The 22,460-nt window shown below is 48.4% G+C and carries 21 protein-coding genes; 6 read left to right on the plus strand and 15 right to left on the minus strand.

Features of this window, described 5'->3' with window-relative positions; genetic code table 11:
• Positions 1-58: 58 nt before the first annotated feature.
• Together M654_RS19585 and M654_RS19590 are read right to left on the minus strand one after the other, a co-directional pair.
• A complete protein-coding gene (locus M654_RS19585) occupies positions 59-1,495 on the minus strand; it encodes an anion permease (RefSeq protein ID WP_026589611.1) in 1,437 nt (478 codons plus the stop codon).
• 108 nt (positions 1,496-1,603) lie between these two features.
• Positions 1,604-1,951 carry a YflT domain-containing protein gene (locus M654_RS19590; protein WP_026589612.1) on the minus strand — a complete coding sequence of 116 codons (348 nt, stop codon included), beginning with the start codon at positions 1,949-1,951 and terminating at the stop codon, positions 1,604-1,606.
• Positions 1,952-2,135: 184 nt separating this feature from the next.
• Between M654_RS19590 and M654_RS19595 the strand changes: the two genes are divergently transcribed.
• Both M654_RS19595 and M654_RS19600 read left to right on the plus strand, forming a co-directional pair.
• A complete protein-coding gene (locus M654_RS19595) occupies positions 2,136-2,498 on the plus strand; it encodes a DUF3212 family protein (protein WP_026589613.1) in 363 nt (120 codons plus the stop codon).
• Between the two features lie 65 nt (positions 2,499-2,563).
• Entirely contained in the window at positions 2,564-3,595 is a 1,032-nt protein-coding gene (locus M654_RS19600; RefSeq protein WP_026589614.1) for an NADP-dependent oxidoreductase, read from the plus strand.
• Between the two features lie 30 nt (positions 3,596-3,625).
• Here M654_RS19600 and M654_RS19605 read toward each other — a convergent pair whose 3' ends face one another.
• Complete coding sequence (locus M654_RS19605; RefSeq protein WP_026589615.1) at positions 3,626-4,756, minus strand: DEAD/DEAH box helicase; 1,131 nt, start codon at positions 4,754-4,756, stop codon at positions 3,626-3,628.
• A gap of 137 nt (positions 4,757-4,893) precedes the next feature.
• Here M654_RS19605 and M654_RS19610 point away from each other — a divergent pair, with 137 nt between their 5' ends.
• Positions 4,894-6,450 (plus strand): ABC-F family ATP-binding cassette domain-containing protein, encoded by a 1,557-nt coding sequence (locus M654_RS19610; protein ID WP_026589616.1) that lies wholly within the window; start codon positions 4,894-4,896, stop codon positions 6,448-6,450.
• Between the two features lie 125 nt (positions 6,451-6,575).
• Here the strand turns inward: M654_RS19610 and M654_RS19615 are convergent, their stop codons facing one another.
• Together M654_RS19615 and M654_RS19620 are read right to left on the minus strand one after the other, a co-directional pair.
• Positions 6,576-7,760, minus strand: a complete 1,185-nt coding sequence (locus M654_RS19615; protein WP_026589617.1) for an MFS transporter — start codon at positions 7,758-7,760, stop codon at positions 6,576-6,578.
• Positions 7,761-7,814: 54 nt separating this feature from the next.
• Positions 7,815-8,237 carry a MerR family transcriptional regulator gene (locus tag M654_RS19620; RefSeq protein ID WP_026589618.1) on the minus strand — a complete coding sequence of 141 codons (423 nt, stop codon included), beginning with the start codon at positions 8,235-8,237 and terminating at the stop codon, positions 7,815-7,817.
• A 163-nt stretch (positions 8,238-8,400) separates the two neighbouring features.
• Here M654_RS19620 and M654_RS19625 point away from each other — a divergent pair, with 163 nt between their 5' ends.
• The gene (locus tag M654_RS19625) at positions 8,401-9,225 is read left to right on the plus strand and encodes an ion transporter (protein WP_026589619.1); all 825 of its coding nucleotides are present in this window, start codon (positions 8,401-8,403) and stop codon (positions 9,223-9,225) included.
• Positions 9,226-9,264: 39 nt separating this feature from the next.
• Here the strand turns inward: M654_RS19625 and M654_RS19630 are convergent, their stop codons facing one another.
• The 9 genes from M654_RS19630 to M654_RS19670 form a co-directional block, all read right to left on the minus strand.
• Positions 9,265-10,461: a cytochrome P450 gene (locus M654_RS19630; protein WP_026589620.1), complete on the minus strand. Its 1,197-nt coding sequence runs from the start codon at positions 10,459-10,461 to the stop codon at positions 9,265-9,267.
• 19 nt (positions 10,462-10,480) lie between these two features.
• Entirely contained in the window at positions 10,481-11,482 is a 1,002-nt protein-coding gene (gene bioB, locus M654_RS19635; protein ID WP_026589621.1) for a biotin synthase BioB, read from the minus strand.
• A gap of 15 nt (positions 11,483-11,497) precedes the next feature.
• Complete coding sequence (gene bioD, locus M654_RS19640; RefSeq protein WP_026589622.1) at positions 11,498-12,187, minus strand: dethiobiotin synthase; 690 nt, start codon at positions 12,185-12,187, stop codon at positions 11,498-11,500.
• Entirely contained in the window at positions 12,184-13,320 is a 1,137-nt protein-coding gene (bioF, locus tag M654_RS19645) for an 8-amino-7-oxononanoate synthase (RefSeq protein ID WP_026589623.1), read from the minus strand. Before bioF ends, bioD begins: the two co-directional genes overlap by 4 nt.
• Positions 13,310-14,656: an adenosylmethionine--8-amino-7-oxononanoate transaminase gene (gene bioA, locus M654_RS19650; RefSeq protein WP_026589624.1), complete on the minus strand. Its 1,347-nt coding sequence runs from the start codon at positions 14,654-14,656 to the stop codon at positions 13,310-13,312. Before bioA ends, bioF begins: the two co-directional genes overlap by 11 nt.
• A complete protein-coding gene (locus M654_RS19655; RefSeq protein WP_026589625.1) occupies positions 14,641-15,411 on the minus strand; it encodes a 6-carboxyhexanoate--CoA ligase in 771 nt (256 codons plus the stop codon). The genes bioA and M654_RS19655 overlap by 16 nt, the downstream gene beginning before the upstream one ends.
• A gap of 192 nt (positions 15,412-15,603) precedes the next feature.
• Positions 15,604-16,812: a GTP-binding protein gene (locus M654_RS19660; protein ID WP_026589626.1), complete on the minus strand. Its 1,209-nt coding sequence runs from the start codon at positions 16,810-16,812 to the stop codon at positions 15,604-15,606.
• Positions 16,813-16,884: 72 nt separating this feature from the next.
• Positions 16,885-18,555: a nucleoside recognition domain-containing protein gene (locus M654_RS19665; protein WP_026589627.1), complete on the minus strand. Its 1,671-nt coding sequence runs from the start codon at positions 18,553-18,555 to the stop codon at positions 16,885-16,887.
• Positions 18,549-19,661 carry an NAD(P)/FAD-dependent oxidoreductase gene (locus M654_RS19670; RefSeq protein ID WP_026589628.1) on the minus strand — a complete coding sequence of 371 codons (1,113 nt, stop codon included), beginning with the start codon at positions 19,659-19,661 and terminating at the stop codon, positions 18,549-18,551. Before M654_RS19670 ends, M654_RS19665 begins: the two co-directional genes overlap by 7 nt.
• 135 nt (positions 19,662-19,796) lie before the next feature.
• Here M654_RS19670 and folE2 point away from each other — a divergent pair, with 135 nt between their 5' ends.
• The gene (gene folE2 / locus M654_RS19675) at positions 19,797-20,696 is read left to right on the plus strand and encodes a GTP cyclohydrolase FolE2 (RefSeq protein ID WP_026589629.1); all 900 of its coding nucleotides are present in this window, start codon (positions 19,797-19,799) and stop codon (positions 20,694-20,696) included.
• A gap of 34 nt (positions 20,697-20,730) precedes the next feature.
• Here folE2 and M654_RS19680 read toward each other — a convergent pair whose 3' ends face one another.
• On the minus strand, positions 20,731-21,396 hold the full coding sequence (locus M654_RS19680) for a DJ-1/PfpI family protein (protein WP_026589630.1): 666 nt from the start codon (positions 21,394-21,396) through the stop codon (positions 20,731-20,733).
• A 125-nt stretch (positions 21,397-21,521) separates the two neighbouring features.
• Here M654_RS19680 and M654_RS19685 point away from each other — a divergent pair, with 125 nt between their 5' ends.
• Positions 21,522-22,436, plus strand: a complete 915-nt coding sequence (locus M654_RS19685) for a LysR family transcriptional regulator (RefSeq protein ID WP_026589631.1) — start codon at positions 21,522-21,524, stop codon at positions 22,434-22,436.
• Positions 22,437-22,460 lie beyond the last annotated feature (24 nt).

The following is a 22,460-nucleotide window of genomic DNA, read 5'->3' on the forward strand; positions in this document are numbered from 1 at the left end:
CTACACACCTTTCAAGTTCAAAAACAAAGAAGACAGGATGTCTCCCGTCTTCTTCATTTTACCATATACCCAGCACTTTCCACCATAATCCGCCGACAACGAGCCATGTCACGATATGAACGATCGACAGGATAAAGCCGATGAACCACCATTTTCCTTCCGGTATATAACCGGCTCCGAAAAAAACAGGGGCTGCCCCTGCGCCATAATGCGTCGTACAGCCGAAAAGGTTGCTGAAAAACGCGAGGGTGAGAGCCGATAAGAGCGGCGGCGCACCCGCGGCGACGATGACGGCGAAAAATGCCGAGTACATCGCGCTGATATGGGCTGTAGCGCTGGCAAAGAAATAATGCGAGTAAAAATAGACTAGAATTAAAATCAGGAATGCGCTGATCCAGGAAAAACCGGAAACAAAAGATTTCATCATATCGCTGAACCAGCCGACCATACCCAGCTTGTTCAAAAATGTCGCCAGCATTAACAAAGTCGAAAACCATATGAGCGTATCCCATGCACCCTGCTCTTTTTTAATATCGTCCCAGGTCAAGACCTGGGTCAAAAACAAGACCGACAGCCCGATCAAAGCCGTTGTCGTGGCGTCTATGTGAGCATTGCCTCCAAAGATCCATAAAAAAAGGACAAGGAAAAACACGATGACCATAAACAATTCCGAGCGTTTAAAAGGCCCCATTTCCTTCAGCTTGTCGGTCGCAATCCCAGCCGCATCCGGCGTCTCTTTAATTTCGGGCGGGTACAGTTTGTAGATGACAAGCGGTGTCACGATCAGGCTCACGAGTCCCGGGACAATCGCCGCAACGGCCCAGCTTGTCCAGGTCAAATTGACGCCCGCCACATCGTGAGCAAGCTTGGCGATTAACGGATTCGCCGCCATCGCCGTCAAGAACATCGCTGACGTAATCAAGTTCCCCTGGAAGCCGACATTCAGCAAAAATGCCCCGATTTTACGCTCTGTTCCTTTCCTCGGTGTTGAACCGAACGTCTCGGACAGCGAGTGGATGATCGGAAAAATGATGCCCCCCGCTCTTGCGGTGTTGCTGGGGATCGCGGGAGCGAGAAGCAAATCGCTGAAAAGCAGCGAATACGATAATCCGAGCGTTTTTTTGCCGAAGATCCGCACAAATAAATAGGCGATTCTCGCGCCTAAACCGGTTTTAATAAAGCCCCGTGAAATAAAGAATGCGATCACGATCAGCCATATCGTTTTATTGCCAAACCCGCTGAGCGTGTCTTCAATCGACAGCGTTCCGGTAAGGGCCGTCATCGCCAAAGCGAATATCGCGACTGCCCCCATCGGCAGCGGCTTGGAGATAAAGCCGATAATCGTTGCTACAAAAATAGCGAATAAGTGCCATGCTTTCGGATCCAATCCGCCTGGTGGCGGAATCAGCCAAATGACCGCTCCGGCTAAAATCGTAACGGCAAGAGGAAGGATTTTAACTGCTGGTTTTTGTGCTGTGTCTTTTTCTGTAGCCACAAGTTTCTCCTCCTATTCATATTTTCCGCTTATTATTCTACTCCTTTCACGATACCATTCAAATTTTATTTTATTAAAAAAACTGCCGACTTATGTCGGCAGCCTACGTTACACCCAGGATTTCACTTTGTCATGGTCTGTGACAAACAGGAGCACTTTCCCTTCATCGAGCCGCTTTTCAAACTGCTCGGCCTCCTGCTTTGAAAAGCCGATCTCATGCATTTTATTGCGGAGCTCGTCCCCTTTTTTCTGGAACAGATTGCCGACTGCATTTTTAATCCCCGTCTCCTCTGGTCCGATTGTATTGATCTCCGTGTTGCCTGCGAGTCTTTCCGTCCGGTCGTCGTCATGTGAAAGTACATAAATGTCTTCCCTGGCGACGCCGATCCTTTTGAGCTCCCCAACATCCTTCATAAGCTGTTCATCATTTGTATATTCCCGTACTACCGGTTTCATCCGAATCTCCTCCTTTTTTGATGCTGTATTTGCCAAATACCCGCTGTCATCAGCAGTAAACAAGCCAATGCTCTGCCGTAACAATATTACAATTGTGATACATTTTCAGGATCAGGTTTCGTCGGGCCGCTGTTTCAGGTACATGTTTAAAAAAGGACAAGGCATTCAAGGAGTGATGTTTCGCTTGAATTATTTTTCACAGGAGCAGCAATACAACGCGTGGATCATCAGCGATTTAGCCAAGCAGATTTTTTTAAGCGAAGGGCATCAAGAGACGGATACGCATATCTTTGAAAGCTTTGCGGCCCGCAAGTTCGGCATCAATATTGATTATGTCTTCTCGATCATCATGAATATCGGCGATCCGGAAAACAGAACGGCACACAGTACGGAAGACGTTTTAGCGTCTTATCTTTTTTCACTGCTTCCCTTCATTACAAAAGAAATGATTAAGGCCTCCAGAGAAGATGCCAAGCAATATGTAAAAAACGCCGCGGATTACCACCTTTTTCTTCCGGATTCAGTCCTGCGGCAGTCCTTTTTTTAACCGGGGGATGTTTTGCAATAGCGCAGTTTGGAATGATAAGGTTATGAAGAAAAGGAGGAATCATGATGCTGCAAAAACAAATTGAGCTTGCCAGACGGCCGCAAGGGCTTCCTGTCATCGATGATTTTCGATTTAAAGAAACAGCCATTCCGGAAGCAAAAGACGGGGAAGCGCTTGTCAAAACGCTGTATGTCTCAGTCGATCCCTACATGAGGGGAAGAATGCAGGATGCGAAATCGTATGTAGAGCCCTTTGCCCTTGATGAGGTCATCACCGGAGGCGTGATCGGCGAAGTGATAGCTGCAAAAGGAGACAAGCTGCAAAAGGGAGATGTTGTACTAGGGAATCTGGGCTGGCGGGAATATTCCGCAGTACCGGAAACAAACCTGCGGAAAATCGATCCTTCCCTCGCCCCTGTCACAGCCTATCTTGGCATCCTCGGCATGACAGGTTTGACGGCTTACTTCGGGCTTCTTGACATCGGCCGGCCGCAAGCAGGAGAAACAGTTGTCGTCTCAGGAGCAGCCGGAGCGGTCGGCTCAGCCGTCGGACAAATCGCCAAAATCAAAGGCGCACGGGTCATCGGTATCGCCGGTTCTGATGAAAAGACCGCATATTTGAAAAAACAGCTCGGATTTGATGAAGCGATCAATTATAACACGGCGGAAAACATCGCGTCAGCACTTGAAGAAGCATGCCCGAACGGTGTTGACGTCTACTTTGACAATGTCGGCGGCCGCATTTCAGATGCCGTGCTTACCCTAATCAACAAATTTGCGCGGATCCCGGTCTGCGGAGCGATATCTTCCTACAATGCCGAAAGTGCAAAGGATGACATGGGCCCGCGCGTTCAAACGGCTTTAATTAAAGCAAGCGCCCTGATGAAGGGATTTGTCGTCAATGATTACCGCGAACGTTTTCCGGAAGGCGCCAAACAGTTAGCCGAGTGGCTGAAAAGCGGACAGCTTCAATATGAAGAAACGATTACCGAAGGCTTTGAGCGCATACCAGAAGCATTTTTGGGCTTGTTTAAAGGACATAACCTCGGCAAACAGCTCATTAAAGTCGCCGAACCTGAAATGGCTCAGCTTCAATAAAAAAAGGAGGCTTTTCAAAGCCTCCTTCTGCTATTTTTCAATAATTCGTCCTCTTTCATAGACAATCCGCTGAAGATCGATCCCCAGCTTCTTCGCGAGTTTTTTCAGCCTTTCTTCCTCCACTCGGTTGACGAGGCTGATCACCGTTCCTTCATTTCCGGCCCTGCCCGTTCTCCCCGAACGATGGATATAGCCATCTTCATTGGGCAAATCGGCGTGGATCACAAATGGCAAATCTTGAATATCAATGCCGCGCGCTGCGATGTCCGTCGCCAAAAGCAGCGGAAACTCGCCTGCTTCAAACGCTTCTAGGATCTTGGCCCGTTCGATTTTTTTCGCTTCACTGTGCAGGACGCCGACATCAACATGGTGAAACTTCAATTTTTCGGCGTAAACGTTTAAATTGCCGATGTCCTTCACAAAAACGAGCGCCTGAAAACCGCTGAACCTTGAGAACTTCTGCAACATCTTAATTTTATCCCGCTGATCGCAGACGAGAAATTGGTGTTTGACTTTTGCGGATTCCTCGCTTGTTCTTTTGATTCTGAAAAGCTCCGCATCCTTTGTCATATCACGGAGCTCCCGTTCAGCGTCTTGTTTTAAAGTCGCGGAAAAACAGAGGATTTGCCGGTCGCGGAGCGTCGACTTGATGATGTTTGCAATCGTGCCGCGATGCTCCGGGGTGAGCAGGTGGTCTGTTTCATCAAGGACGATCGTTTTCACCTCATGCATTTTCAGCTTCTTCATTTTAATGAGCTCAAACACCCGTCCCGGTGTGCCCGCAATAATGTGCGGATGTTTTTTCAGCTTTTCCTGCTGTTTTTTGATGTTGGCTCCCCCGATAAGAGAAGCAGCTCTGATATCCGAGCCCTTCTTCCATTCTGTGATCACATCAAAAATCTGCATGACAAGCTCGCGGGAAGGGGCGAGGATCACAGCCTGGACGTGTTTTTGATCCGCCTCAAGCTTTTCTAAAAGCGGCAGGACGTAAGCGAGTGTTTTTCCCGTTCCCGTCGGTGATTCGGCGATCACGTCACGCCCCTCTAAAATCGGTGCGGCGGTGGTTTTTTGCACATTCGTCGGTTCGTGAAAACCTGCCGCCTTCCAATTTTCTTGAATAAACGGTTTTGCTTTATTTAAAAATGGCCATCTTTCCGTCATGTTTATCTCCTTTGTCCTCAGGTTGTTTCTGCTCTTAGTATCTCAAAACAGAGACGGCAGCGCAATTTTTCTTTTATTGTCCCCCAATGGTTCGATATAATCTTATAGAATACAGATTACAACTTGAGGTGCAAAACATGAGTTTACTTACAGTCACAAAGCTGAGCCACGGTTTTGGCGACCGGGCGATCTTTCAAGATATCTCCTTTCGCCTGCTCAAGGGCGAACACGTCGGTCTCATCGGGGCAAACGGTGAAGGAAAATCGACCTTCATGAATATCATTACTGGAAAGCTTGAACCTGATGAAGGCAAAGTCGAATGGTCAAAAAAAGTCCGGGTCGGCTACCTTGACCAGCATACGGTGCTGGAGCGCGGACAAACGATCCGCGATGTGCTGAGAAACGCCTTTCACTATTTATTCGAGATGGAAGAAGAAATGAACGCCATCTACGGGAAAATGGGAGAGGCTGATCCCGATGAGCTTGAGAAGCTGCTTGAAGAAGTCGGCACGATCCAGGACGCGCTCGACAACAACGATTTTTACGCGATAGATGCTAAAGTCGAAGAAATCGCCCGCGGTCTCGGGCTTCAAGACCTCGGTCTTGACAGGGATGTCACAGATTTAAGCGGAGGACAGCGGACAAAGGTGCTGCTTGCCAAACTGCTGCTTGAAAAGCCCGACATCCTTCTCTTGGACGAACCGACAAACTACCTGGATGAGCAGCACATCGAATGGCTCAAGCGGTATTTGCAGGAATACGATAACGCGTTTATTCTGATTTCGCACGACATCCCGTTCTTAAACAGCGTTATCAATCTCATCTATCATGTGGAAAATCAACAGCTGACACGCTACGCCGGCGACTACAATCAATTCCGTGAAGTGTATGAGGTCAAAAAGCAGCAGCTTGAAGCCGCCTACAAAAAACAACAGCAGGAAATCTCCGAGCTGAAAGACTTCGTCGCCCGCAATAAAGCGCGCGTCAGCACGCGCAATATGGCGATGTCCAGACAAAAAAAGCTCGACAAAATGGACATGATCGAGCTCCCTTCAGAAAAGCCGAAGCCGGAATTTCACTTTAAACAGGCGCGGACATCCGGAAAGCTGATTTTCGAAACGAAAGATCTCGTCATCGGCTATGACGAACCGCTATCCAGACCGTTAAACTTGAGAATGGAGCGCGGGCAAAAAATCGCTTTGTACGGGGCGAACGGCATCGGAAAAACGACGCTCCTGAAGAGCCTGCTCGGCGAAATTTCGCCGCTGTCGGGTGAAGTCGAACGCGGGGAATACCTTCATATCGGCTATTTCGAACAGGAAGTCAAAGAAAAAAACAACAACACATGTATTGAAGAGGTGTGGAACGACTTTCCTTCCTTCACACAATATGAAATCCGGGCAGCGCTTGCGAAATGCGGACTGACGACAAAGCATATTGAAAGCAAGGTGTCCGTGTTAAGCGGCGGCGAAAAGGCGAAAGTCAGACTGTGCAAGCTCATCAATTCGGAAACGAATCTGCTCGTTCTCGATGAGCCGACAAACCATCTCGATGTGGAGGCAAAAGAAGAGCTGAAAAGGGCCTTGAAAGAATACAAAGGCTCAGTCCTTCTCATCTCCCACGAACCGGAATTTTACACCGAGATCGCAACAGAAACATGGAACTGTGAATCTTGGACCACGAAGGTATTATAAACAAAAAACTTGTTTCCTTTGCAGGGAAACAAGTTTTTTTAGTAAGCCGATCATCGGGGTGAACGTTCACAGGATGTATAGACGGCGACCGCCGGCCCGTCAGCAAATGCAAGGATGATTTTCTTTTAATGACCTGCTCTAATCCCGGCCAAATGACGGCGGCCGAAGGCTAAGACGGCTACCCCGGCAAGAACTGCGATACATCCGGCAACATACGGTGTATGCGCGCTGAAATGATCGGCGAGAACTCCCGCGATCCATGGCGCGATCGCTCCGCCGATAAAACGGATTGAGCTGTAAGCACTTGAAGCGACTGACCGTTCGACAGGCGCCGCATTCATGACCGCGGTGGTCAAAATCGTGTTGATCATGCCCAAAATGCCGCCGGCAATGACAATCGCTGTGATGACAAAAGTCTTGTGCTCCGTCCAAATGCCGAGCGCCAATAAATCAGCGGCAAACAGCACAAACAGCAGGATCAAAGAACGGACGGTTCCAAGGACGCGCTGCACAGCCGGAGCGGTGAAAACGGATGTGACCGCAAGAAACAGTCCCCAGCCGAAAAAGACATAGCCGAGGCCCCTTTCATTCAAATCAAGTACGAATGGAGAATAGGCAAGCAAAGTAAAAAAGCCGAAGTTATACAAAAAGGCAGCCGCAGACAGCGTGAATAACCCTTTATAACGCAGCGCCCTGATCGGAGCGCTGACAGAAACTTTCTTTTGCGGCTTTGCAATCGGCGGCAGCAAAATGAAGATGGCCAGCAGCGCGACCGCCATTAAAACAGATACGCCGAAAAACGGCGCTCTCCATGAGATGCTTCCAAGCTCACCGCCGGCCAGAGGACCGACGGAAATCCCCAGTCCTAAAGCCGCTTCATATAAAATGATCGCTTTTGCGCTTCCGCCTGACGCCACACTCACGATGACGGCAAGAGCGGTTGAGATAAACAAAGCGTTTCCAAGTCCCCAGCCGCCCCGAAAGCCGACAAGCTGGGCGATGGATTGAGAAAATCCGCCGAGCCCTGCGAAAATAATAATCAGAATAAGACCGCAAATGAGTGTCTGCTTAGCGCCAATCCGGCTTGAGATAGCCCCTGACAAAAGCATCGCAAAACCTGTGACAAGCAGATAGCTTGTAAATAACAGCGATACCTGACTGGGGGACGCATCCAGCTGCCGGGCAATCGCCGGCAGGATCGGGTCGACCAGACCGATCCCCATAAATGAGATCACACATGCAAATGCTACGGCCCAAACTGCTTTCGGCTGCTTCAACATGCTTGATTTCTTCGATGGTTGTTCATTCATAACAGATCAGACCTTTCTTTTTTGCAAATAAACAAACGCTATAAAAATAGCGTTTTAATCAATGTTATCCAGCGCTTTCCGGGCTTTCTCGTTCATGCCCTCAAGGCGCTTCTTGAATGATTGGAATTTTTCAATCTTTTCATCTATCATCCGGAGCTGTTCATTCAGCATCGCTTGAATGTCTTCAAGCTTTTCCTTTCGCTCCTTTTGGTCCAATGATAAAAGATACCCTTCTTTATGCATTTCAAGATGCTTGCTCGTTTCCATAAACTGCTGAAGTTCATGGAGAGAAAACCCCAACACTTCCTTGGCGCTGATGACCTTTTCCAGCTCTTCCAAGTCGTCTTCGGAATAGAGCCGGACACCGCCTTCCGTCCGCTTTGGAGAAGAAAGCAAACCGATTTCTTCATAAAAGCGGATCGTTCTTTTGGTCAAGCCGCTTCGTTTTGCCATTTGATCAATCTTCATCCAGTTCACGTCCACAGCCTCCTGCCTTCTTACTGATTGTTATATGATATCACTCTTAAACTTTAACGTAAACGTTAAGTGTTGATCAACAAAAAAGAACTGACTTGACATTCGCCAGTCCATGTAACGTATCATAGAAATGGAAAACAAAACGGGAGGACAAAAAAACAAGGTGAATACTCATCAACATTCATTTAAAACAAAAGTTTCCACATTCGTCGAAAGCCGGATGTTTCAGTATTTTATTACGGCCGTTATTATTCTGAATGCCATTTCCATAGGTTTGGAAACCTATGCTTTTTTTAAGCCGTATCAACACATATTTTTTATATTAGACTGCCTGTTTTTAGCGATTTTCGCGGTGGAGCTGTCTCTTAAACTATCGGTGCAAAAACACCATTTCTTTAAAAACAATTGGAACATATTTGATTTTATTATCATCGCCGGCAGTTTCATTCTCTACAACACGAATTTCGTCAGCGTCCTTCGGATTTTCCGCGTGCTCCGGGTGCTTAGGACGATCACATCCATCCCGTCTTTAAGGCGGATCGTCAATGCGCTGTTTATGGCGATTCCGACCATCAGCAGCGTCCTGATTTTGATGATGATCATTTTCTATGTCTATGCCGTCATCGGGACGATGTTCTTTTCAACGATTGCGCCGGAATATTTCGGAAACCTGCAGCTCAGTTTTCTGACGCTGTTCCAAACGTTCACGCTCGAATCATGGGCGAGCGGAATCTTCAGGCCGATCTTCGCCGAAAGCGCCTGGTCCTGGCTGTATTTCGTCTCATTTATCGTCATTACGACCTTTATCATGATCAACCTGATCGTCGGTGAAATCGTCAATAACGCGCAAAAAATTTCTCAGGAAATTGAAGAAGAAACAGGAGATTTAAAGGAAGATACGAAAGAAATAAAAGAATTGCGGGCGGAAGTCAAAGAATTAAAGACGCTTTTATCAACCTATATCAAACAAAATGAAACGAAAGAATAAAAGAGCCGGTGTCTAAAAACCGGCCCTTTTTTGATCGGCTCACCTAAAGGCGACAGGCAGCTCGGCCAACGCTCTAAAACCGAATAACTTGCGGTAGCAAACATCTGATGCAGCCAGACGGAGTCCTGGCGCCCGCTCTAAAAGCGCAAGGATGGCCATTTGCGCTTCAAGCCGCGCCAATGAAGACCCTAAGCAAACATGAGGACCATGGCCAAATGCAAGGTGCGGATTCGGCTTTCTCGTGATGTCGAAAACATGAGGCTCCTTGAAAATGTCCGGATCGCGGTTGGCAGCACCTAAAAGGACGTATACCTGTTCATTCTTTTTGATCATCTTGCCGCTGATTTCACAATCCTCGGAAGCTGTGCGCGCCGTCATCTGTGTCGGACTTTCATAGCGCAAACACTCTTCAACTGCAGACTCAATAAGCAGCGGATTTTCCTTCAATACGGCAAGCTGTTCCGGATGCTTCATGAATGCAAGCAATCCATTGCTGACAAGGTTGACTGTCGTCTCATGTCCGGCAATGATAAGCAATATACATGTCGCAAGCATTTCATCTTCTGAGAGCTTTTCCTCACTGATGAATTTGCTGATCAAGTCGTTTTGCGGATGAGCTTTTCGCTTTTGCAGCAAATCTCTAAAATATGATATTAATTTCCCCGCCGTATCGCTTCCTTTGACCAGCGCCTGGCGCGAACGGGTCAAATCAATCGTCTGTATGACATTTGCCGTCCACTGTCTAAATTGATGCCTTTCATCTTCCGGGACACCAAGTATTTTGGCAATGACAAGACTAGCCAAAGGAAAGGCAAACTCGGAAACAATATCCGCGCTTTTCCTGCCATCGAGCTGATCCAGCAGACCAGCAGCTGCTGCTTTTATATCAGGCCGTAAGGATTCAACGATTTTCGGTGTGAACTCTTTTCCAATGAGCGCCCGCATTCGCTTATGGCCGGATTGGTTTTGATACAGCAGCATATTCCCCTGTAAGTTTTTCAGATATTCATATTTTGCTGTCGTTTCCGGAAGAGGAACGCGGTTTTGAAATCTGGCGTCCTTCAAAATCGCTGCTGCTGCTTCATATCCGGTCACATACCAGCCCGGATATTTGAATACCGTTCCTTGATAAACAGGATGAACAGACCGCAGCTTCTCATAAAAAGGATAAGGATCTCTCCAAAATTCAGCATCTGAAAGCAAACTAGGCTTTGCCGGATGTAATTCTAACGCCATGTCAATCCTCCGTATCGTTTTATTGTTGAAGGCTGGCTTTCATTTCTTCAACCGTTTCGACTTCAAATCCCAAATCACGCAGCATCTGATGGTCTTCTGTTTCAAGCTGTCCTGCCGTTGTTAAGTAATCTCCGACGAAAATCGAGTTGGCGGCATACAGCCCGAGCGGCTGCAATGAGCGGAGATTGACTTCGCGCCCGCCGGAAATGCGGATTTCCTTTGACGGATTGATAAAGCGGAACAAAGCCAGCACTTTTAAACAGTACAGCGGGTTCAATTCATTGACCCCTTCCAACGGTGTGCCGTCAATCGCATGCAAGAAATTGACCGGGATCGAATCGGCATCAAGCGCTTTTAAGCTTCTTGCCATATCGATGACATCTTGCTTCGTCTCCTTCATGCCGACAATGACACCCGAACACGGCGACATCCCGGATTGTTTGGCCGTCTCCACTGTTTGGACTCTGTCATCATACGTATGTGAAGTCGTAATATTGGAATGGTTGCTCTTTGATGTATTGATGTTGTGATTGTACCTGTCAACACCCGCCTCTTTCAGCCGATGAGCCTGCTCCGGTTTTAACAGGCCGAGGCATGCGCAGATTTTCAGCCCGTACGTATCTTTGATTTCTTTTACAGCATCGACAACTTGATCGACTTCCCGGTTTGACGGGCCTCTGCCGCTGGCCACGATGCAGTAAGTGCCGATATTTAAATCGCGGGCGCGCTTGGCGCCTTCAAGCAATGTCCTTTTGTCCACCATCCGGTACGAATCGATCGGCGCCTTCGATATGGCGGACTGAGAACAGTAGCCGCAGTTTTCCGGGCAAAGGCCGGACTTTGCATTCATAATCATGTTGAGCTTTACTTTTTTCCCGTAGTAATGCTTTCTAATTTGAAAGGCAGCATGCATCAAAAGCAGAACTTCATCATCCGGACACTCCAAAACGGCAAGCGCCTCTTCGTCTGTGACTTCCGCTCCCCCCAACACACTCTCTGCCAGGTCCATCCATTGATTCATCTTTTTTGCCCCCATTTACATTTGATTCATGATATAGGAAACATCGACATGGTCCTTTATCATGTTTTGCATGTTTTCCGCTGTTAGATGTTCAAGCTTCGGTGTCACGCCTAACACCGGCACTTCACATAATGTTTCAATCATCTCCGGGTTGGTTTGTTCATCACGGCCCGGCCGCACGCTGATGCCATTGATCACGATGCCGATCAAACGAATGCCGATGCTTTTGGCGTATTGTACGGTCAAATACGTGTGATTAATCGTTCCGAGGTCAGGCCTTGCGACAATGACAGCCGGCAGCTGCAAAGCCTTTATCAAATGGCTGACCAAATAATCCTTTCCAAGCGGCACCGCGATTCCGCCTGCTCCCTCGACAATGAAGCAGTCATGCCGATCCTTGATCTTTTTCCAATGGTTCATGACCTCCTCCATCCCGGCCGTCTTTCCTTCAAGCTTTGACGCAACATATGGAGCTAGCGGTTCTTGATATGCAAAAGGAGAAATGTCCTCATGAGAAAGAGCGGTTTGCGACATTTTCTTCAACAGCGATGTATCGCTATCCGGGTGTGTGCGCGAAATTCCGCTTAAAAAAGGCTTAAACACGCCGACATCGATGTTTTGTTCTTTTAATACAGCGGCAAGGCCGCAGGAGATGACGGTTTTCCCGATTTCCGTATCCGTTCCTGTTACAAAAAAACCTTTCATTTCACCATGTTCAACTCTCTTCCGATTAGATTAAACGCAACTAACAGATCGTCGATTTCTTTTAAGCTGATACCGGCGGAGACGGTCAGCCTGATCCGGCTTTCTCCTTCCCGTACCGTCGGCGGACGGATGGCCGGTGCATAAATGCCCTTTTTCTGAAGACCTTGTGCAAATCGCACGGCTTGCTGCGTGTCCCCGATGATCACAGGGATGATCGGTGTCTCTCCCCCCTTGACGGTAAAGCCGATTTTCTCAAGACCTTCCTTAACGGCTTTGACCGATGACTGTAATGACAGGCGTTGTTCTTGGCTTTCTTCGATGATCGCAAAGGCCTCGCACGCAGCGGCACAGCTCGCCGGCGGTATGGCCGTCTGGAAGATAAATGTTCTGGTATGATTCCGCAAAAAATCGATCAACGCGTGCGAACCTGCGGCAAAGCCGCCTTCTATGCCGACAGCTTTGCTTAAGGTGCCGATCACAACATCAGGACGGACGCCGAAGTATTCGCTTGTTCCCCTGCCATTCGCACCCAAAATGCCTGTTGCGTGCGCATCATCAACAATGACGAAGGCCTGGTAGCGTTTGGCAAGCGGGATAATCTGATCAAGCGGCGCGATCGTTCCATCCATGCTAAAAACGCCGTCTGTGACAATAAAGCGCCGCTTACCGCCAAATGTTGCAGAAAGCTTATCTTCAAGATCATTCATATCCATATGGCGGTAAATGACGGTGTCGGCTTTTGAAAGGCGGCATCCGTCAATAATACTGGCATGATTCAATTGATCGCTGAAGATGATATCCCCTTTTTCAGGCAGCGAAGACAGCACACCGATATTGGCTAAATACCCGCTTGAAAACAAAAGAGCCGCTTCCGTCTCCTTAAAATCCGCGATCTTCCGCTCAAGCCTTTCATGCCAGCAGGTATTGCCTGTCGTCAGCCGTGAACCGCTGCTGCCTGCCCCGGCTTGATCCAGCGCCATTTTGGCCGCCGCGATCAAACGGTGATCATTGCCCAGTCGCAAATAATCATTTGAAGCCCAGACCTTGTCGGCATCAGGCGTCCGCAATCTTCGGTAAAGACCGGCCGCTTTCGTTTTCTCAAGGCGTTCGTACAGCCAGTCGTCAAACGACACGGCTTGTCACCTCATGAATCGCTTCCTTCATAATGGCAACCATTGCTGCAAGCTCATCCGTTGTGCTGGCGAGCGGCGGCAGAAATGCGACAACATCCCCGAGCGGTCTCGTCAGCATGCCAAGCTCCCGCATTTTTAAAGAGACTTGGTACCCAACGCGCTGTTCAGGCGGATAAGCTTGTTTCGTTTCCTTTGACTGGACAAGCTCTATTCCGCACATCAATCCGAGCTGCCGGATGTCTCCGACATGAGGAAGGGATTTCAGGTCTTGAAGAAGAGCATGCACGACTTTCGATTTGGCGGCGACCTGTTCTACGATTCTTTCAGTTTCAAACAGACGCAGGTTTTCGATCGCAACCGCACACCCAAGCTGATTCCCTGTATAGGAGTGGCCGTGGAAAAACGTTTTCAGATTTTCATAATCGTCATAGAATGCGTCGTAAATCTCTTCTGTGGCAAATGTGACGGCAATCGGCAAATAGCCTCCGGTAATTCCTTTTCCCGCCGCCATTAGGTCAGGCTGCACAGCTTCGTGTTCACAAGCAAACATTTTTCCGGTCCGCCCAAACCCTGTCGCCACTTCATCAACGATCATGAACACATCGTATTTCGTGCAAAGCGCTCGAACGCCCGCTAAATATCCTTCTGGCATGACAATCATGCCTGATGCGCCTTGAACCATCGACTCAATCGAAAGGGCGGCGATCTCTTCGTGATGCTCCATCAAAAGCTTTTCCAGTTCTTCCAGGCATTCATCGCGGCACTGGTCCGGGTCGCCGCTCGTGGACCGGTATACATAAGGAACCCTTGCTTTGAAGCTGTCAAACATGAGCGGACCGTATACATGGTGGAAAAGCTCGATGGAACCGACGCTGACGGCGCCGATCGTATCGCCGTGATAGCCGTTTCGCATCGTGACGAATTTTTGCTTCTCGGGCTTCCCTTTATTCTTCCAATACTGAAAGGCCATTTTCAGCGCGATCTCCATCGCTTCAGCTCCGCTGTCGGAATAAAAAACGCGGGTCAGATTGTCAGGTGTGATCTTGATTAATATTTCGGCAAGCTCTGTCGCTGGAACATTTGTCATCCCCAGCAATGTGGAGTGAGCGATTTTTTCCAGTTGTTTTTTAATCGCCTCATCCAATTCCTTTTTGCGATGGCCGTGTACATTGAGCCACACTGAAGAAAAGCCGTCGTAATATTCTTTGCCATTTATGTCCTTTAGCTTAATTCCGTCTCCGCTTTCAATGATTAATGGATCTTGATCATAATCCTTCATTTGTGTAAAAGGCAGCCAAAGATGTTTTTTGCTTTTTTCAATTAACGATTGCCCCATTTTTCTCCCCCCGTCTGAATCAATACCGGCTGGTTTTCCAAGTAATCGATACAATTCTCTGCATTGATGAATCCGCGAACAAAAAATATTCGGCAGCCGCTTTCGTCTCCGTATTCTTTCATTTTCGTCATCCGCCGATAGCCCAGTTTTCGTGAAGCGACATAGCCGGTTATGTAATCGGGATCATCAGACCAGCATAATTCTGCGATGATATCCGGGTGTGCGCATACTTTTGCCGCTATCGCGAGCGCCTCCTTCAAGCGCGGATTCAGCGGCATGTCGCGCTCTCTGGCCCACTTTTGAAAGTCGTCTTCAGGCCAGTCGATCCGGGAAACCCGGACACCTTTTTCATGCCTCCCATCGATTCGCTCCCCTGCATCGATGTCAAACAAGACCGCTCCCCTCAGAGCGATGTCCTGAAGCGCTTTTTCAAACATGCTTGCTGGAACGCCCGCTTTTTGAAGAAGCGCCCGCGCGAGGGCCCGGCCGTTTTCTGCTGCATCAACTTCATGTGTTTCAACCGGCAAAGGCTGAATCAAGCTTACCGGTTCGTCAACACATTCAAACTGGATTTGCATAAAATCCGGTTCCCCTCTTGAATGGGATAAGGCTTTATCCAATAAGGTGTGGACGGCTCCCTTCAAACCGCTGAAGGATGTCAGGCGCTCTCCCCCGGATATATGCTTTCCGCCCTGTTCATGAGGTCCGTTTTTGGATGCTCTCATTCTGACGCTGTAATATTTGTCCCCCTGCATTGTTTCATCCCCCCTTTGAAACCGGACGCGAATATGTTAACTTAAATTAATTTTAAGTTAACATTACAAGTAGAATATTAGTATTCCTTACCTGATATGTCAACACGATGTGAAATTGCTCATACACAAAAAAAGACAAAAGGGAGCTTAAAAGGCTCCTCTTTTGCCTTATTGAAAGACGATTTGCTGTTGTTATGCCTGCCCTGCAGTTTCAATCTGCCAATCAAACGGGTCGGGCAGAAGCGACCAATCATCCGCCATTTCGGAATCTGTGAGCAGGCATCGATCCGCTTCGGCTGAAATCTCGTCAGGCGAAAGGTTGAGTCCGATAAAGACGAGCCTTGTATGGCGGTCGCCGAACTCGGGATCCCATTCCTCTAAAACCTCAGGCTCATCCCGCAATATTTGTTCCTGCTTATGCTTCGGCAAGGCTGCGACCCAATATGAGATCGGCTCAAGACTTGCGGAAGGACCCGCCTGGGACATCAATAAGGCAAGACTGTTCCTTGTCGCACACCAGACGATTCCTTTCGCCCTGACAATGTTTTCCGGAAGGGTATGAATCCAATTATAGAACCGCTCTGTATGAAAAGGACGGCGCGCTTCATACACAAAGGACGATATCCCGTATTCTTCAGTTTCAGGCGTATGCTGCTCCGGCCCCTGATTTAACTCCCTCAGCCAGCCCGCCGAATTGCTTGCCTTTTCAAAGTCGAACAATCCTGTATTCAAAATCTCTCCAGGATCTACTTCACCCTTTACCGCGCGGATGATTTTCGCAGCCGGCTGCAAGGTTCTCAGCACTTTTTCAAGCTTAGCCAGCTCCTCTTGGGAAACAAGGTCGCATTTATTCAAAATCAGGACATCGCAAAATTCGATTTGGTCAATAAGCAGATCGGCAATCTCGCGTTCATCCTCTTCCCCGACGGCTTCTTTTCGATCGAGCAGGCTGTCTCCGGACTGAAAGTCATGCCAAAAACGATTCGCGTCAACAACCGTCACCATCGTATCCAGACGGCAAAAACGGGTCAAATCGATGCCAAGCTCTTCATCAATGTAGGAAAAGGTTTGCGCAACCGGAACCGGTTCGCTGATCCCTGTTGACTCGATCACGATGTAATCGACGTTCCCCTGCCGGGCGAGCTTTTCAACCTCTATCAGCAAATCCTCCCTCAATGTGCAGCAAATGCAGCCGTTTGACATTTCGACCAGTTTTTCATCCGTCCTTGAAAGCCCGCCGCCCTGTTTGACGAGTCCGGCGTCGATGTTCACTTCACTCATGTCATTGACGATCACGGCGACTTTCAGCCCGTGGCGGTTTTGCAGTATGTAATTCAGCAAAGTCGTTTTGCCCGCCCCTAAATAGCCGCTCAACACTGTTACAGGAATTTTTTTACTCATTTTCATTCTCCTTTTTATCACTTTGTTAAATCGTAATAATTACGATTTGTATTTTATTTCATCACAAATCAGTTAAAAATGCAAAGGCACCAGTTTTAAAACAGCCCAAAACAATGCGGCCGACGCGGCAGAGGTGATCATTTGCCTTCCGATGAGACCGGCCGCCGTTCTCATCCCCAATTCTTTCGCGATCGTCCACACCGTCACCATGCAGGAAGAAAAAGTGGACGCCAGGTACACCAATAAAAAAAGCGTCCCTCCGGATAAAGCTTGCAAAAGAGCACCGTTTCCTTCATTAAAAAGGAGAATGCCGTCTTTCCTGATGATTGAAAAAACCAGTCCAGATGCGGCTTCACCAGGAGCGCCGAACGCGTGTAAAACAGGTGATGCAAGCAGTGTTAACAAGTGAATCACACCAAGCTCATGTAACATCGACGCGGCAAGGCAAATGATGAGAAAGATCGGCATTGCCTGCAGAATAAATTGATTCACCACCGATTTCACTCGAAATGCGGTTCCTTTCCACGATGGACGCTGCAAATAAGTTTTCCGGCTTTGAAAATAGGAAGACCATTTCTCATCCGCCGGATACCAAATCCGATTATGAACGGCCCCGACAATGACCAGCGCCGCAAGATACGGAATAAACAGCCATTCCCTGCCGGCGGCATGAAAAATAGAAATCGTCGCCCCGATTTGATAACTGCAGGCCGATCCAAATGATATCAATGAGACGCATTGCTTCCGCGTACACATGCTGCATGAGCGGGTCTGATGAACAGCCACGACATTGCAGCCAAACCCGGTTAAAAACGGCACTAAATCCCGGCCATTCAGTCCGATTTTTCTCATATACGGATCAAGTGAATCAACAATCCGATCCTTAACACCCGAATCATCTGTCAGCGCATTTGCAAAAGACATAAACAGCACGACCGGAAACGCCCAAACGAACGAATAGATTCCAAGGGAAAAAAGCCCGTAATTCCCGGCCAAAACCGCCCGAATCCATGACGGCTTTCCCTGCATCATGTGTTGAAGCGGTTCGACGACCCATTGATCCGCGTATGGCTGCATCCATTCGGAAACATGGTAAGCGAGCATCACCGGCAAGATAAACAACAGCCCCAGCACAGAAGCCGAAAGAATCGGACCCCATATCGGCCGGTCAAACAGCAGCTTTTGATCAGCAGTACGGCCAAGCTCGATCTGTTCGATCTGCTTCCGTTTCCCATGATGGAAGACAGCGCCTTTTTTTAAAAAAGCGAAGATTTTCTCTTTTTTATCTTCAGTCAGACGTCGCGAGTCGATAAGAAAGACAGGCAGATCATGTTTTTTCACTTGCTCAGAAAGCTTGTGCCGCATGTCCGCCGTCATCTTATCTTGAAATGTCACGATAAAACAGACATGTTGACAAACGGGCGGAATCAGCTCAAGGATCAGGCGAAGCTCTTCAGAAAAATGTGTCCCCCGCAAAACGGCCACCACCTTATCGGCCGTTTCAATTTCGTTCTTGACCGTCTTTTTCGCGATGTTGTCTTCCTCGCGAATGCCCGGCATATCAACAACCGTCCAGCCTGGAAGGCGCTTTCCCTCCCGTTCTGCCGCAAAAATCGTCGACCCCCTTACATTCGTTTCCTCTCCATACCCTTGACCTGTGATCGCGGAACATAATGTCGTTTTCCCGACCGACTCCAATCCAATCAATAATAGACGCTTGTGCTGCTTCGGTTTGATTAGCATTCACACTCAACCTCACAGCAGCTCAAATCATCGAGAAACATTTGATTGTTCCTGTATTCGGCCAACACGTTCTCATCAAGGGCAAAATCCCATTTTTTCAGTAAGTGCTCAGCAATAACGGCAAACCTTTGCCGGAATTTATAAATAAAACAAAAGACGGCGTTTTGATGCCTGACACTAGGTCCGATCAAATAAAGATGTTCCGTTTTTGTCGACATATCCTCTTTTGTTAAAAGCGGCTTGCCGTCTTCCCCCCACGCAAACAAACGGCTGATCTGCTCTGCTCCCGAATGAAAGCCGGTCGCCACAATCGGCCGTGTTTCAGAGCGGATTCTCCTTCCATCTGACAAGTGCAGATCATAGGCTGCTCCATTTGTCGTCAGTTTTCTGACACTGACATGTTCTAAAAATTGGACGTTTCCTTTTTCATACGCCTGTTCAAGACGTTCCCGGGTGTATGGCGAAAGCGACCGGCTCGGATCGGCCTCAGCGTTTTCCTGAAGGGCATTCGGCATGACGACCGTTACATCGCTTCCATATGACGCCAGCTGCTCCGCCGCATCCATCGCGCTTTCATAGCCGCCGATCACATAATAATGGCCTTTTTTCAATTGCCGCCATGCAGCCACTTTGCTGTTATGCAGCCCCAGCTCAGCTCCAGTGAAAGGGAGCTTTGGAAACTGGAATTCTCCGGTTCCCCAGATGACGGCCTTTGACTTGATGATGCCGTGATTCGTTTCTATTGAAAAACCGTCGTCATGTTTATGCAGCTTATGTACAGCCGTACCTTCTGCCAGAGGCAGCTCGAAATGCTCGGCTAAAAGCGCCAAATATTCCCCATACTCCTGCCCGCTCAAATGCTCTCGCTGAAATGTAAAAGCGGGAGATGTTCCCGGGGCTACAGCATTCAGATCTAAAGCGCCGAAACCTTGGCCTGTGAAGGATGGTGTGATCAGCTTCATTTCTTCAGGCCATTGCCAAAATGATGCTCCTACACGTCCTTTATCTAAAATCACGAACGATTCAAAACCGAGTTTTTTCAGAAGGATTCCCATTCCAATACCAGCGGGTCCTGCCCCGACAATGACGATTTCGTTATTTTCCATGACAATCACTCCTTAAACGAAATCATTACGATTTAAAAGATATGTTTCACAACGTGAACCACTTGATTTTATCACATCATTCCTGCAAAATAAATAGGAATTATTTCGATTTATGCTCAGAAAGGAGTTTCAGCAATGGAAAGAAAACTTCAATTCCCCGCAAAACCGGAGCGCCACCGCCGCTTCGGATCGGTTGAACCGATAAAAGGAATAAAGCCGACTGATAAAGAACACATGAAGGATCTGCAAAATATGCCGAACGACTATTTTTTCGATATTGACTCGGTCGGCATCGCAAATGTTTCACATCCGATCCAGGTTCAATCTGCTCTAAATCCGAGGACGCAGACGACAATCGGCACTTTTTCGTTAACGACCCATCTGCAAAAGAGCCGCAAAGGCATCAATATGAGCCGTCTGACAGAGCAATTGCAGCGCTACCATGAAACAGGCTGGACCGTTGACCTTCACACGCTGAAAGATTTCACAAAGGAATTGGCGGACAACATGGAGCAGCAAAGCGCAGCCGTTTCCGTTTCGTTTCCATGGTATTTCGAGCGGCGCAGTCCTGACACCGAATTGCCCGGACTGATGCACGCAGATGTTCAGATGAGTGTCTCCTTTGAAAAAAACAAAGGCTGGTCGCAAACCGTTGGAATCACGTCAAAAGTGACGACCCTTTGTCCTTGCTCTAAAGAAATCAGCGAGTACAGCGCCCACAATCAGCGCGGGATCATCAGTATCACGGCGCACATCCATGAACAGGCGGAAATGCCGGACGATTTTAAAACAGCACTCCTCGCCGCGGCGGAAACGAATGCAAGCGCCAAGCTCCATCCCGTCTTAAAAAGACCTGACGAAAAGAAAGTGACAGAACAAGCCTACGAGAATCCGAGGTTTGTAGAAGATGTCATCCGCCTGACTGCGGCCGACTTGTATGAAATGGAGTGGGTTTCGGCGTTTGAGATCGAATGCCGGAATGAAGAATCGATACATATGCATGATGCCGTGGCGCGGCTCTCATTTTCTAAATAAGGACGGGCTGCCGGGAATAAACCGGCAGCTTCGACTATTTGATTTTCCGCGCGTATTCAATATCATCCCGATACTGGCTGTACCCCTCTTTATACTCCATAATCCGAGCCGTTTCTTCAATGAATGTTTCATCATAGCCCGCTCTTCTCAATAAGTGAAAGCCCATTTCCATGCCTGAAGCGATTCCCCCGGCAGTGATGATCCGGCCGCTGTCGACGATTCTCGCCCGGCTGATGCGGCAGGCCGGCGCGATGTCAGCCAAGCGGTCGATCGGAACTTGCCCCATCTCTGACGCCTCAAGCCGATCCGGTTCTTTTCGGCTGGTGGCACAGAGCCCGTCTAAGAGCCCCATGCGACCGTAAATCCATGATCCCGTGCATACGCTGACCAAAAGCGTCGTCTCTGGCAAAGAGCGGATAAACTGATGCAGTCGTTTGTTGTTGGTTTCCTGGCGTGTGCCGAATCCGCCCGGAATGAAGAAAGCATCCATATCAGGCTGATCATTGAAACTGTAATTCGGTTGAACGGTTAAACCGGCTTGCGTCTGAACCGGTTTCATCGCATCCGCCACAAGAAAGGCGTCCAGTTCAGGATCGAGCCTCCTCGCCACGGAAAATACTCCGTATGGGGCGGCATAGTCGATGATTTCAGCATCCTTGAAAATATACACGCCAAGCCTAAATCCTCTCGTTCTGCTCATTGTTTTCCTCCTTCATTTTTCTTTTATTCTTGCAAAACCTACGATATCATGGAGAGAACCATTTTACTTATGAATGATTACGATAGAAGTCATTTTAATTTTCGATAGCGAGGAGATGCCAAGCTATGATTGAGCTTTTAGAGGGGAAATTTTTTAAAACCTTCATCGCCGTCATGGAAGAAAAAAACTTCAGCCGCGCCGCTGATCGGCTGGGGTATGTACAGTCGACGGTCACCAGCCATATTCAGCTTTTGGAACAGGCTTGCGGACAGCGTTTGTTTCACCGGCTGTCAAGGGGAGTGAAGCCGACACCGGCCGGTTTGAAGCTTAGCAAATATGCTTATCAATTTATTCAATTAGGGATGTCTTTAGGAGAAGCGATGAATGAACTGGATCAGCCTCAAGGTACCGTCCGGATTCGCATGCAGGAATCGTTTTTTCTGACGCGCATGTCTTTTTTGATCGAAGATTTTCTAAAAGATTATCCAAAAATCAGATTGCAATTGGAAAGCGGATTCCAGCACGATATCGTTCAGCAGGTGCTGAACCATGCCGCCGATTTCGGCATCGTGCCGCAAAATCCGAACCGGCCCGATCTCCTTTTCTATCCTTTGTTTGCAGAAAAACTGGTGTTTATCGCTCCCCATGTGCTCGCTGAGAAAGTTGAATCCGAGGGCTTTGGCGTCCTGAGCCGGGAAACATTCATCAGCTTCGGCACAAGCTGTGTGTACCATACAGAAGCGGGCCGGCTGCTCCAAGAAGCCGGCGTTGAAGGAAACAGCGCCTTGGAATACCCAAGCATCGACATGATCAAACAAGCTGTCAGATGCGGAATCGGCTTTGCCTTCATTCCGGAAGTCGCTGTCAAACAAGAGCTTGAAGCCAAGCAATTCAAACTGCTGCCTGTGACTGCCCCGATTGTCTCCACGCACGGGCTCATCGTTCATCAAGACAGGGAGCTGAGTCTGGCAGCGTCTTTATTAAAGGAAAAAGTAACCGGCTATTTTTGTAACGAAGCGGAAAAAAGCCCGGCAAATTAAAAACTGCCGGGGTTACCCGGCAGC

Source organism: Bacillus sp. NSP9.1, assembly GCF_000465465.2.
Classification (GTDB): Bacteria; Bacillota; Bacilli; order Bacillales; family Bacillaceae; genus Bacillus; species Bacillus sonorensis_A.